Annotated in this window: 9 protein-coding genes; 6 read left to right on the forward strand and 3 right to left on the reverse strand. The window is 61.3% G+C overall.

What is annotated here, in order from left to right; all coding sequences use genetic code 11:
- Nucleotides 1–156: 156 nt before the first annotated feature.
- The 3 genes from GJ699_RS20035 to GJ699_RS20045 all read right to left on the reverse strand — a co-directional run bounded on the left by GJ699_RS20035 (nucleotide 157) and on the right by GJ699_RS20045 (nucleotide 4,896).
- Nucleotides 157–1,827 (reverse strand): alpha-amylase family glycosyl hydrolase, encoded by a 1,671-nt coding sequence (locus GJ699_RS20035; protein ID WP_154379520.1) that lies wholly within the window; start codon nucleotides 1,825–1,827, stop codon nucleotides 157–159.
- 21 nt (nucleotides 1,828–1,848) lie between these two features.
- Entirely contained in the window at nucleotides 1,849–3,480 is a 1,632-nt protein-coding gene (locus GJ699_RS20040; protein ID WP_154379522.1) for an alpha-D-glucose phosphate-specific phosphoglucomutase, read from the reverse strand.
- A 96-nt stretch (nucleotides 3,481–3,576) separates the two neighbouring features.
- Nucleotides 3,577–4,896, reverse strand: coding sequence for an MFS transporter (locus GJ699_RS20045; protein WP_154379524.1), 1,320 nt, complete (start codon nucleotides 4,894–4,896; stop codon nucleotides 3,577–3,579).
- A 173-nt stretch (nucleotides 4,897–5,069) separates the two neighbouring features.
- Between GJ699_RS20045 and GJ699_RS20050 the strand changes: the two genes are divergently transcribed.
- From GJ699_RS20050 to GJ699_RS20075, 6 genes are all read left to right on the forward strand, one after another.
- Nucleotides 5,070–7,520 carry a TIM-barrel domain-containing protein gene (locus tag GJ699_RS20050; RefSeq protein ID WP_154379526.1) on the forward strand — a complete coding sequence of 817 codons (2,451 nt, stop codon included), beginning with the start codon at nucleotides 5,070–5,072 and terminating at the stop codon, nucleotides 7,518–7,520.
- Between the two features lie 124 nt (nucleotides 7,521–7,644).
- On the forward strand, nucleotides 7,645–8,421 hold the full coding sequence (locus GJ699_RS20055) for a PEP-CTERM sorting domain-containing protein (protein WP_154379528.1): 777 nt from the start codon (nucleotides 7,645–7,647) through the stop codon (nucleotides 8,419–8,421).
- 4 nt (nucleotides 8,422–8,425) lie between these two features.
- Complete coding sequence (locus tag GJ699_RS20060; protein WP_154379530.1) at nucleotides 8,426–8,920, forward strand: hypothetical protein; 495 nt, start codon at nucleotides 8,426–8,428, stop codon at nucleotides 8,918–8,920.
- Between the two features lie 274 nt (nucleotides 8,921–9,194).
- A complete protein-coding gene (gene cysC / locus GJ699_RS20065) occupies nucleotides 9,195–9,749 on the forward strand; it encodes an adenylyl-sulfate kinase (protein WP_154379532.1) in 555 nt (184 codons plus the stop codon).
- Entirely contained in the window at nucleotides 9,742–10,623 is an 882-nt protein-coding gene (locus tag GJ699_RS20070; RefSeq protein ID WP_154379534.1) for a sulfotransferase family protein, read from the forward strand. The genes cysC and GJ699_RS20070 overlap by 8 nt, the downstream gene beginning before the upstream one ends.
- Before the next feature lie 121 nt (nucleotides 10,624–10,744).
- On the forward strand, nucleotides 10,745–12,562 hold the full coding sequence (locus GJ699_RS20075; protein WP_154379536.1) for a M2 family metallopeptidase: 1,818 nt from the start codon (nucleotides 10,745–10,747) through the stop codon (nucleotides 12,560–12,562).
- The last annotated feature ends 36 nt before the right edge of the window (nucleotides 12,563–12,598 follow it).

Below are 12,598 nucleotides of genomic sequence, written 5' to 3' on the forward strand. Positions count from 1 at the left end.
ATCATTATTAATTGCAAACTTTCTTAAACCCGGGGTCAGGTCCATCATTTCTACACGAGCTCAGCCTTAGTGACTCGCTAAGGCTGAGCTCGTGTAGAAATGATGGACCTGACCCCGGAGTTGGGCTCGGGGGATTCCGGGGGAGGCGGTGGGGGTTTAGTCCTGGCCGATCAGGACGACGGCGTTTTTGGTGCCGAAGTTGACGCTGTCGCCGCGTACGATGGCGGTTTTGCCGCTGTAGTAGTCTTTGACGCGCTGGCCGTTGGCGAATACGCCGTGCAGTTTGATGGCGGTGGCTTTGTTGGTTGGCAGGTCCAGGGCGACCACGACTTTGTCACGTACACCGTCTTTGTCGTAGGTGCGCTTGAAGATGTAAGGCTGCGCCTGCAGTTGCTGGTGCACGCCCGCGCCGACCGCGACGTGGGCTTTGCGGAATTGTCCCAGCTTGGCCCAGTGTGCGCGTACGTCGGCGACTTTGTAGCCGTCGCGGGCGACGTTCTGTTCCAGTTCGTCCCAGTTCATGAAGGAGCGCAGTTTGGCGTCGCCGGTGGCTTCGGCGATGTCGAGTTTGCGCGCGGTTTCGTCGCCGTAGTAGATCTGCGCGGCGCCCGGCGCCAGCAGCAGTTTGTTGGCGCTTTCGATCGGTTTCTTGCGCGAGGCGTCGAACGGCGCGCCGTCGTCGTGCGAGTCCAGATAGTTCAGCACCGAGTAGCCGTTCAAGCGGCCGCCGTGCATGGCGTTCGAGTAGCTGCTGAACAGGGTTTCGTAATTCTGTGTGGCGTCCTGCACCAGGCCGAAATTGATCAGGCTGTTGAAGCCGGCCTGGTAGTAGTTGACGCTCTGCCCGCCGCCCAGGTCGTGGTACAGGCCATCGGCCAGTTTGTAGTTGTAGACTTCCGCCGTTGCGTAGAATTTGTCGTCGCCCAGCTTTTTGTCCGGATTGGCTTTTTTCCAGTCTTCGAACGCCAGTGAGGCTTCTTTCAGTAGCTCTTTCCATACTTTGGCTTCGACGTGTTTGACGGTGTCGGCACGGAAGCCGTCGACGCCGTATTTGCGGATCCAGTCGGTGTGCCATTTGATCAGGTAGTAGCGCGGCGCGCGCGGATAACCGGTGCGGGCGAAGAATTCGTTCAGGCTCTTGGTCTCCTGTTCGAAGCGCCCTTCGCGCTGCCATTTTCCCATCAACCGCTCCGGCAGTTCCACCGGTTTGTCGCTCTCGGTCAGGAAGTCGGGCAGGTTTTTCACCAGCGTGCATTCGATGGTGGTCTTGGCGTCCTTGTAGGTGCATTGCGGCGCGGTGCGCACCCAGTCGCTGGGCCAGACCGGGTCGATGTCGGTCACCGGGCCGGTGTGGTTCATCACCACGTCCAGCAGCACGCGGATGCCGTGCGCGTGCGCGGCGTCGACCAGGTTGCGGAAGTCGTTTTCGGTGCCGAGATTGGCGTCGACGGCGGTGAAGTCGGAAGCCCAGTAGCCGTGGAAGCCATACGATTTGCCGGTGCCTTCGTCGGTGCCGGCGTGGATCTGTTCCACCGGTGGCGTGATCCACAGCGCGGTCACGCCCAGGCTGTCGAAGTAGCCGTCGTTGATTTTGTTGATGATGCCGGCCAGGTCGCCGCCCATGAAGCCGCGCAGTGGCGCCGCGTCTTTCTGGCGGTCGTAGGCCAGGTCGTTGCCGGTGAAGGCGTTGCTGAAGCGGTCCGGCAGCACGAAATAGACGGTCGCGTTCTCCCACAGGAAGGGCTTGGGTTTGGCCGGCGCCACCGGCGCCGCCGTGGCCGTGCCCAGCGCCGCGGCGAGGGTGAATGCGAGTGTCGTCAATTTCATGCTGTCGTCCTTATGGTTGGTTTAGGTGATGACGGTGGGGTGGGCGCGGCCGGTCCAGCCGGCGATGCCCGCCACCTGCTCGGCGATCAGGATCAGCGGATACAGTGCCTGCTGCGTCGGCAGATGGTGGTGGGCCGGATCGGCTTCGTAACGCTCCAGGTAGACCCGCAGCGTTGCGCCCTCGGTACCGGTGCCGGACAGACGGAACACGATGCGCGAGCCATTGCTCATGACGATGCGCACGCCCTGCTGCTTCGATACCGAACCGTCCACCGGATCGGTATATTCAAAGTCGTCGGCCAGCGCCACCACGTAGTGGCCCAGATCCTGTCCCGGCAGCGTGGCCAGCTTGATGCGCAACGACGCCATCAGCTCATTCGCACCCTTGGCGTCCACTCCCTCGTAGTCGTGACGCGAGTAGTAGTTGCGGCCGAAGCGCGCCCAATGTTCGCTCACCAGCTGCTCCACCGATTTGCCGCTGGCCGCCAGCAGGTTAAGCCAGAACAGCACCGCCCACAGGCCATCTTTTTCGCGGATGTGATCCGAGCCGGTGCCGTAGCTCTCTTCGCCGCACAGCGTGGCCTTGCCGGCGTCCAGCAGGTTGCCGAAGAATTTCCAGCCGGTCGGGGTTTCAAAGCAAGGGATGCCCAGCGCTTCGGCCACGCGGTCGGCCGCCTGCGAGGTTGGCATCGAGCGGGCGATGCCTTTCAGGCCGGCGCGATAGCCCGGCGCCAGCGTCGCGTGCGCGGCCAGCACCGCCAGGCTGTCGGATGGCGTGACCTGGAAATTGCGGCCGACGATCATATTGCGGTCACCGTCGCCGTCGGAGGCGGCACCAAAGTCCGGCGCGTTCTCGGCGGCCATCAGTTCGATCAGCTGCGCGGCGTTGACCGGGTTCGGGTCCGGATGATGGCCGCCGAAATCCTCCAGTGGCTCGGCGTTGATAACGGTGCCTGCCGGCGCCCCCAACTGGCCTTCGATGATGGCCTTGGCGTACGGCCCGGAGACCGCCGACATGCCGTCAAAGCACATGCGGAAGCCGCCCGCGAACAGTTTGCGGATGGCGTCGAAGTCGAACAGCTGCTGCATCAGTTCCGCGTAGTCGGCGACCGAATCGATGACTTCCACCGCCATCGCTTCAATACGGTAAGCACCGATGCGATTGAGGTCGATATCGGCGGCGTCGCTGATGCGGTACTCGCGAATGCTTTCGGTACGCTGGTAAATCGCCTCGGTCACGCTCTCCGGTGCCGGGCCGCCGTTGGCGATGTTGTACTTGATGCCGAAGTCGCCATCCGGTCCGCCCGGATTATGGCTGGCCGACAGCACGATGCCACCCAGCGCATCATGCTTGCGGATCACGCAGCTGACCGCCGGCGTGGAAAGGATGCCGCCCTGTCCCACCAGCACGCGCGCAAAGCCATGCGCGGCGGCCATGCGCAGGATGGTCTGCACCGCGACCCGGTTGTGGAAGCGGCCATCGCCGCCCACCACCAGCGTCTTGCCGCTGCAATCGCCCAGCGTATCGAACACGCTTTGCACAAAGTTTTCGAGGTAGTGCGCCTGCTGAAATACTGTGACTTTCTTGCGCAGGCCGGAAGTGCCCGGCCGCTGGCCGGAAAAAGGGGTAGTGCTGACCGTGGTGATGCTCATGTTCGCTCCGCATAAATGGTGACTGTGGTTTGCGACGGTTTTACCTGTTTCGGCAAATTTTCGTCGCACAGTACTTGTCTCGCGAACAATATTACATCATACCGGCGTCGCCTCGTCGCGTACCGCAAGCGTCAGCACACCGGCCACCACCATGCACACGCCACCCAGCATCAGGGTTTTAACGGTGTGGCCTTCAAACCAGTGCTTGGTCACAAAGCCCAGCAGCAGGCCGCTGACGATTTGCGGGATCACGATAAAGAAGTTGAACACGCCCATGTAGTAGCCCATGCGGTTGGCGGGCAGCGCTCCGGCCAGGATCGCGTACGGCATGGTCAGAATCGAGGCCCAGGCGATGCCGATGCCGATCATCGGATAGAACAGCGCATTCAGATCGTGAATCGTGTAGATGCTGAACAGGCTGACGCCACCGATCACCAGGCAGCTCATGTGCACGGTCTTGCGGCTGGTATGGTGCGCAAACACCGGCAGAATGAACGCCGCCAGCGCCGACACGCCGCTGTACACCGCGAACATCACGCCGACGTGGTTGCCGGCCTCCTGGAACGCGGCCGATTGCGCGTCGGTGGTGCCGAACACGTTTTCGCCAATCGCGTTGGTGGTGTAGATCCACATCGCGAACAGCCCGATCCAGGTGAAGAACTGCACCACCGCCAGCTGCATCATGGTCTTCGGCATTTTGCCGAAGCCGCCCAGAATCTCGGCCAGCGCGTGGCCCACACCCTTGCTGTTTTGCTGCTCGGCGCGGAAGGCTGCCAGGTCGTCCGGCGGCGCTTCCTTCGCGGTCAGCACGGTCCACAGCACGGCCAGGAAGTAGATCGCGCCGCCGGCGTAGAAGGAGTAACGCACGGTGTCGGGAATCTCGCCGGCCACCGGCACGTTGCTCACACCCATATGGGTAAAGATGGTCGGCAGCAGCGAGGCGATCACCGCGCCCCAACCGATGAAGAAGGTCTGCATCGCAAAGCCGGCGGTTTGCTGCTTCGGTCCCAGCTTGTCGCCGACGAAGGCGCGGAACGGCTCCATCGACACGTTGATGGCGCCATCCAGCAGCCACAGAACAATCGCGGCCATCCACAAGGCGCTGGAATTCGGCATCAGGAACAAGGCGATCGACGCCAGCAAGGCGCCAACAAAGAAGAACGGGCGGCGGCGGCCCCACATCGGATGCCAGGTACGGTCGCTCATGTAGCCGATGATCGGCTGCACCAGCAAACCGGTCACCGGTGGCGCCAGCCAGAATAAGGGGAGATCGTCGGGATTGGCGCCCAGCGTCGAGAAAATGCGGCTGACGTTGGCATTTTGCAGCGCAAAACCGAATTGAATGCCAAAGAAGCCAAGGCTCATATTCCACAGCTGCCAGAACGACAGTATGGGCTTGTTGCTGGATGAGTGCATGCTGCGCGTCCCGAGTTTTAAAATTTGTAGCAAAATAACACGCGACCCTATGCATGTCAATCGCAACTACTTCCCAGTAAAATAAAGGGAAAATGGCTATTCACGGCGCTATCTATGGTGTCAAATGTAGCCAAACAACAAAATCCAAGACGATCAACGAGACTGCAACCACTATGACTATTCAAACCCTTGCCAAAGTAGCCACGTTGACGCTGCTGGCCAGCCAGGCGGCACTGGCGCAAAACGCCGACCGCAAGTTCACCAGCGTCGCCGAACGCGATGGCCAGCTGGAAGTGCGCACCAGCGACGGCAGCTACTTCATCAAGCCCTACTCCGCCGCCATCATTGAAACCAGCTTCGTGCCGCAGGGCGAAAGCGCCGATCCGGCATCGCACGCGGTGGTGCTGCTGCCGGCCGCCGTCAAGACCACGCTGAAGCAAAAAGGCGGCAGCATCGAATATGCCACAGCTGGCATCAAAGTCACCATCACCAAATCGCCTTTCTGTATCGCTTATGCCTACAAGGGCAAGCCGCTGGTGGCGGAAAAGCGCGGTTACATCCACGTCACCGACGATGTGGTCAAGGGCAGCAAGGATATCCACAAGGGCGAGCCGCGTCAGCTGGAGGCCATCGAGTTCGCGCTGGACAAGGACGAGGCGCTGTACGGTGCAGGCGAGCGCGCGGTCGGCATGAACCGGCGCGGCTACCGCTTCACGCTGTATAACAAGGCGCACTATGGCTACGGCGAGCATTCGGAGCTGATGGGCTACACCATGCCGGTCGCGATGTCGTCGAAAATGTATGCGATCCACTTCGATAACCCGCAAACCGGCTATCTCGATTTCGACAGCGGCAAGAACAACGCGCTGACCTATGAGGCCATCGGCGGCCGCAAGACCTATCAGGTGATCGCCGGCGACAGCTGGGAAGACGTGGTCGGCAACTACACCAGCCTGACCGGCAAACAACCGCTGCCGCCGCGCTGGGCCTTCGGCAATTTCGCCATGCGCTTCGGCTATCACGACGAGCAGGAGGCGCGCGACACGGTCGCCAAATTCATCGCGGAAGACATCCCCCTGGATGCGATCGTGTTCGACCTGTTCTGGTTCGGCAAAGAGATCAAGGGCACCATGGGCAACCTGGCCTGGGACAAGGATAATTTCCCGCAGCCAGAACGCATGATCGCCGACTTCAAGGACAAGGGTGTGCAGACGGTAGTCATCACCGAACCGTTTGTGCTGAACACCTCCAGCCGCTGGCGGGAAGCGGTCGACAACAAGGTGCTGGCGCTCGGCCCCGACGGCCAGCCGCGCACCTACGACTTTTACTTCGGCCACACCGGCTTGATCGACATCTTCAGCCAGCAGGGCAAGGACTGGTTGTGGGGCATCTACAAAGGCCTGCACGCGCAAGGCGTGGCCGGCGTGTGGGGCGATCTGGGCGAGCCGGAATATCATCCGACCGATGTGCGGCATGCCACCGGCAGCGCGGACCAAGTGCACAACATCTACGGCCACCAATGGGCCGGTCTGGTGGCGGATGGCTACCAGCGCGACTTCCCGAATGAGCGACCGTTCATCCTGATGCGTTCCGGTTACTCGGGCACGCAACGCTACGGCATCATCCCGTGGTCGGGCGACGTCAATCGCGGCTGGGATGGATTGCAGTCGCAGCCAGAGATCTCGCTGCAAATGGGCATGCAGGGCGTGGGCTATATGCACTCGGACCTGGGCGGCTTCGCCAATCCGGTGCTGGACGATGAGCTGTACCAGCGCTGGTTGCAGTACGGCGTGTTCCAACCGGTGTTCCGCCCGCACGCGCAGGAGGAAGTGCCATCGGAACCGGTGTACCGCGAAGAGCACACCAAGGCGCTGGCGCGCGAGGCGATCCGCCTGCGCTATCGCCTGCTGCCCTACAACTACACGCTGGGCTTCGACAACAACCAGCAAGGCTTGCCGCTGATGCGCCCCATGCTGTACGAGGAACCGCGCAACGCCAAAGTGCGCGCGATGTCGTCGACCTACTTGTGGGGCAAGGACTTCCTGGTCACGCCGGTGCTGCATCCGGGCCAGGCCAGCGCCGACGTCTACTTCCCCGCCAACAGCGCCTGGTTCGATTTCTACACCGGCGAAAAGCAAAGTGGCGGCACTACCGGCACCACCCGCGCCATCGCGCTGAGCGCCGATCACGTGCCGGTGTACGTGCGCGCCGGTGCCTTCATCCCGATGAGCAAAGTGGTGCAGACCACGCGCGACTACAACACCCGTCAGATCGAACTGCACTACTGGCACGACGCCTCGGTCCAAGCAGGCAGCGGCAAGCTGTATGACGACGATGGTCTCACCGCGCAAGCCTACGAACAAGGCAAGTACGAACTGCTGCGCTTCACCAGCACGCTGCGGGACAAGACGCTGTCGCTGCGGGTAGCATCGGAAGTCGGCAAGCAGTACCAGCGCCCCGAACGCGGCATCGCGCTCAGCGTGCATAACGTCGGCGCGGCACCATCGTCGGTGCGGGTTGATGGCAAGGTCGCGGTGTTCGCATGGGACCAGGCGACACGGCTGCTGACGGTGCAAATGCCGGCCAGCGATCAGGCCAATCGCAGCGTCGATATCGCGCTGTAATTCGCGCGCAACAGCCCTCCAGTGACCGCGTCCAGGCTTCCTTGACGCGGTCACTTTCATATCCTATGTTACTTACACCCCTAGCAGATAAATAGGGGATAACAACAACTAGGGGAGAGCTGTAATGAAAACTATAAGCAGATTCTCGGTAATAGCAATAACCTGGGCACTCGCCAGCACCGCCTCCGCGGCACTCACCACCGGCAGCCAAAACGTCAGCGGCAGCCGCACCACGCCCGCCTACGGCGACGCCAATCTGAAGGACAATGCCGGCAACTCCGGCCCCTTCGGTCCTTACAGCTGGAACTACAGCTACACCCGCAGCTTTGACGGCGACAAGATGGTCAAAGACATCCAGATCAAGTTCTCGTTCGACGCGGACCTGAACTACAGCGACACGCAAAAAAGCGACTACATCAAAAAGGTGGAAGCCGGTGTCGAAGGGATCTGGGACAACAAGTACGCTATCAAGGACAACGCCACCGGCAAGCTGATTCCGATCCTGGTGGACGTCACCACCGACGGCCCGTTCAACCAGAACGTGCAAGTGCATGCCGGCGCCGGCCGCTCGGACATGCTCAACTGGTATGTGGGCGATGGCGCCAGCGTCAACGCGCACGAAGTGGGTCACATGATGGGACTGTACGATGAATACATCGGCGGCGCCGTCAACCAATATCCGAATCCCACGTTATCCAATGACGGCTTGATGGGACTGGGTGCGCTCAACGCCAATCCGACCATGTACGCGCGCTACTATCAGCAGTATTACGATTACATGAAAGAGCTTAATCCGGACTCCAGCATCATACTGACGTCGGTGCCGGAACCGTCCGAGCTGCTGATGATGAGCCTGGGCCTGGCGATGTTAGGACTATATGCGACGAAGCGAAAAACGTAGGCGGATGATGTTGCTGCTGCTGGCGCTGCCCTTGCCCGTGCTGGCCAGCGTGGATCAGGTCAGCGCGATCACGCTGCGCGATGTGCATCCACTGTACGGTGGACAGATCCTGTATCTGTCCGCCGACGGCAGCGGCTATTGCCAGCTGGTGACACATCCGTCCGGCACGGCCGAATTGCACGAACAGCGCTACCGGCTGGCGCTGCCGCCAGCGCGCGTGCGGACGCTGTGGCAGCTGCTGTCGGCCGACCAGCTGCGCGCGGCTAGCTCCAGCACGCAGCCCGGCCTGCCGGGCGCGGCCAGGCCGCGCATCGTGGCGCAGCTGGCGTCCGGCCAGCGCATCGACCTCAGCCGCTGGCAGCATGATCGCCAGCCGGAATTCGACGCCATCTACCAGGCGCTGCTGGCGATCACCCGCGACGCCGCGACCGGCAGCACACTGCTGGCCGAAGGCCGCTTCGATCCGCAATGGCAACCGCAACAATCTGCAACACATTAACAACTGGTAAGGGACACGCGCATGAATGTGCGTTAAGATAACACTCCCTCCTAGCATGAACGTGGTATCACACTGCTTTGCAAAACTTAACATAAACCTTCATTTTGTAGGGTTTATGTTTCTGCTTCTTTAAGCACGTATCCCTTACTGTAGAAACTGTATCCAGCGGTAATTGTCGGCTGGATGTCCCCTGCCCGCTGCTAAGCTCGTCATCGAAATCTCCTGTCGCCCCAAAGCTTCGGCGGCGTCCCTTCTCCACTCACCAAGGGATATCATGATCTTGCTCTTTTGCGGCCTGTCTGGTGCCGGCAAATCGACTCTCGCCCATAGCGTAAAAGCCCGCCTGAGTCGCGCTGTTGTTCCAGTCGAAATCATCGATGGCGATACTTATCGCGAACGCCTGTGTACCGATCTCGGTTTTTCGCGCCGCGATCGCAGTGAAAACCTGCGCCGTCTCGGCTTTGTGGCAGACCGTTTTGCCGCACACGGAATCGTCTCCATCATCAGCGCCATCAGTCCGTACGAAGACGTGCGCAACGAGCTGGTACAGTCGTATCCCAACGTCAAAGTAGTGCACATCGATTGCGCGCTGGACGAGCTGAAACGCCGCGACACCAAAGGTCTGTATCGCCGCGCCAGCCTGCCGGACGATGCGCCCGACAAGCTGCATGGCCTGACCGGCGTCAGCGATCCCTTCGAAGCACCCGCCGAGCCTGATCTGTATTTCAACACCCAGCACGACAGCATCGACGATTGCACCACCCGCATCTGCGACTACGTGCTGAGCCAGATGGCGGTGGCCAAGCGCCGGAGGGCACGTCTTGGATAACACCACGCTGGTCATCACCGGCATGCACCGCTCGGGCACCTCGCTGGTGACCAACTGGCTGCACAACTGCGGCCTGCAAGTGGGCGAGAGTCTGCTGGACGCCGGCAAGGGCAATGTCGAAGGCCATTTCGAAGACCTGGAATTCCTCAAGATCCACGAGGAGATCCTGGCCGACAAGGGCGCCGATCCATCCGGCCTGTTCGCGCCGTTCGACCTGATCCCCAGCCGCTACGAAACGGCCAAGATGAAGGCCATCATCTCGGTCAAGAATGCGCGCTACCAGCAATGGGGCTGGAAGGAACCGCGCACCTGTCTGTTCCTCAGCACCTATACCGAGCTACTGCCGCAGGCGCGCTACCTGGTGCTGCAGCGCGATTATCGCGAGGTGGTGCAGTCGCTGCTGAAGCGCGACTTCAGCTACATCGACGACAAGTACCAGGCCCGCAGCTGGCCGGTGCGGCTGGTGTGGAATCACTTCTACCGCTCGATCCGCTTCCGCAAGCACCGCGCCAAATACTACGACCGCTATCTGACCGCGTGGATCGTCTACAACCGCATGATCCTGAAAGCGCTGCACACGCTGCCGGAAGACCGCTACCTGGTGGTCAGCTACAAATCACTGAAGAGCCAGTGCGCCGACGTGTTCAACTTCCTCACCGACGCGTGGTCGTTCCGGCTGACGTACAAGAAGTTTACCGACATCTACCGCAGTGAGCTAATCAACACCAACACCGACCATCTGCCGGAAACCGCCGACGACCACCTGCTGGCGGAAGCGCAGCAGATCAGCGGCCAGATGCGCGCCTATCTGCAAAAGAGCAGCGAGCGGCTGGCGCACCAGGCCGGCACCCTCAGCGCCTCATCCGCCGCCTGAGATCTGTAGCATGCCGTTTTTGTGCAGCGTACTGATCTTGTTGTCCACGACGCAAAAACGCCCTGTATCATAGTGGGCTATCGCACCAACCGGTGCGATGGCCCACTCGTCCAACAGGGAGATGTCTGTGACACCAAAAATTATCAGCACGCTGCTGGCGGCTACCGCCATGACAGCCGCCAGCGCCACCGCGCTGGCCGCCCCCGCCGCCAAGCCCACCGTCGCCGAAGCCGAACGCTTCCTGGCCGACACCGAGGCTAAACTCAACAAACTGAATAACGAGCAGTCGCGCGCGGCGTGGGTCGGCTCCAACTTCATCACCGACGACACCGAGGCGATTTCATCCTACTTTGCCGAGCGTTACCTGACCGCCTCCGGCGAAGCCGCGATCGGCGCGCGCCGCTACAACGGTCTGAAACTGTCGCCGGCATCGGCGCGCAAGATCAACCTGCTGCAGCAAACCCTGGTGTTCGCCGATCCCAAGGAACGCGAACAATACGCCGCGCTGCAGGCCGCGCTGAACGGCGCCTACGGCAAAGCCAAATACTGCCCGACGCCGGACAGCTGCATGGCGCTGGGCGAAATGGAAAAAGTGCTGGCCACCAGCCGCGACGAAGCCAAACTCAAAGAGATGTGGGTCGGCTGGCACGCCCAGGCGCAGGACTACAAACAGAAATACGTCGACTACGTCGCGCTGTCCAACAAAGGCGCGCGCCAGATGGGCTTTGCCGACACCGGCGCGCTGTGGCGTTCGCAATACGACATGCCGCCGGAAGCGTTTGCCGCCGAAATGGAACGCCTGTGGCAGCAAGTCAAGCCACTGTATGACTCGCTGCTGACCTACACCCGCTACAAGCTGCGCGCCACCTACGGCCCGGACGTGGTGCCGCTGGACAGCCCGATTCCATCCCACCTGTTCGGCAATATGTGGAGCCAGAGCTGGAACAACCTGTACCCGCTGCTGAAACCCGCCACCGGCGCCAGCAGCTATGACCTGACCAAGGTACTGGAAGATCGCAAGACCGACGCCAAGCAGATGACCAAGTATGCCGAAGGCTTCTACACCTCGCTCGGCATGCAGAAACTGCCGGCCACGTTCTGGGAACGCTCGCTGCTGACCAAGCCGCGCGACCGCGACGTGGTGTGCCACGCCTCGGCCTGGCCGATCGACGAAAAGGACGACGTCCGCATCAAGATGTGCATCACGCCGACGGCGGAAGACTTCACCGTGATCCACCATGAACTGGGCCACGTCTACTACTTCCTCGGCTACGGCGGCCAGCCCTACCTGTTCCGCAACGGCGCCAACGACGGCTTCCACGAAGCCATCGGCGACACCATCGCGCTGTCGATCACACCGGCCTACCTGAAGCAGATCGGCCTGATGAACGAAGAACCCGACGTCACCGCCGACATCCCGCAACTGCTGCAGCGCGCGCTGAGCAAAGTCGCCATCCTGCCATTCGCCTACTCGGTCGACAAATGGCGTTGGGACGTCTACGCCGGCAAAACCAAACCGGCCGACTACGACAAGCGCTGGTGGCAGCTGCGCGAGCAATACATGGGCATGAAGCGTCCAGTAGCGGGCGACGACATCAAAGGCTTCGACGCCGGCGCCAAATACCACGTTGCCGCCGATGTCGCCTATTCGCGCTACTTCCTGGCCGACATGCTGCAATTCCAGTTCCACCGCGCGCTGTGCCGTGAAGCTGGCTATAGCGGCCCGCTGAACCGCTGCTCAATCTACGGCAACGCCAAAGCCGGCGCCAAGCTGCAGCAGATGCTCGCGCTGGGTACCAGCAAACCGTGGCCGGAAGCGCTGAAAGCCATCTCCGGCGAAGACAAAATCGACGGCAACGCCCTGCTCGAATACTTCGCCCCACTGAAAGTCTGGCTGGACCAGCAAAACACCGCCTTCGCCGCCGCCGAGAAGAAGTAACCCCAAACCCGGGGTCAATCCTCCCAATCCAACACG

Origin of the sequence: Duganella guangzhouensis (assembly GCF_009674535.1) — a bacterium.
In the GTDB taxonomy this organism is placed as follows: domain Bacteria; phylum Pseudomonadota; class Gammaproteobacteria; order Burkholderiales; family Burkholderiaceae_D; genus Rugamonas; species Rugamonas guangzhouensis.

Coding starts and splice junctions, on each gene's coding strand:
- GJ699_RS20035 (WP_154379520.1), bottom strand. CDS start 1,827: ATGAAATTGACGACACTCGCATTCACCCTCGCCGCGGCGCTGGGCACG.
- GJ699_RS20040 (WP_154379522.1), bottom strand. CDS start 3,480: ATGAGCATCACCACGGTCAGCACTACCCCTTTTTCCGGCCAGCGGCCG.
- GJ699_RS20045 (WP_154379524.1), bottom strand. CDS start 4,896: ATGCACTCATCCAGCAACAAGCCCATACTGTCGTTCTGGCAGCTGTGG.
- GJ699_RS20050 (WP_154379526.1), top strand. CDS start 5,070: ATGACTATTCAAACCCTTGCCAAAGTAGCCACGTTGACGCTGCTGGCC.
- GJ699_RS20055 (WP_154379528.1), top strand. CDS start 7,645: ATGAAAACTATAAGCAGATTCTCGGTAATAGCAATAACCTGGGCACTC.
- GJ699_RS20060 (WP_154379530.1), top strand. CDS start 8,426: ATGATGTTGCTGCTGCTGGCGCTGCCCTTGCCCGTGCTGGCCAGCGTG.
- cysC (WP_154379532.1), top strand. CDS start 9,195: ATGATCTTGCTCTTTTGCGGCCTGTCTGGTGCCGGCAAATCGACTCTC.
- GJ699_RS20075 (WP_154379536.1), top strand. CDS start 10,745: ATGTCTGTGACACCAAAAATTATCAGCACGCTGCTGGCGGCTACCGCC.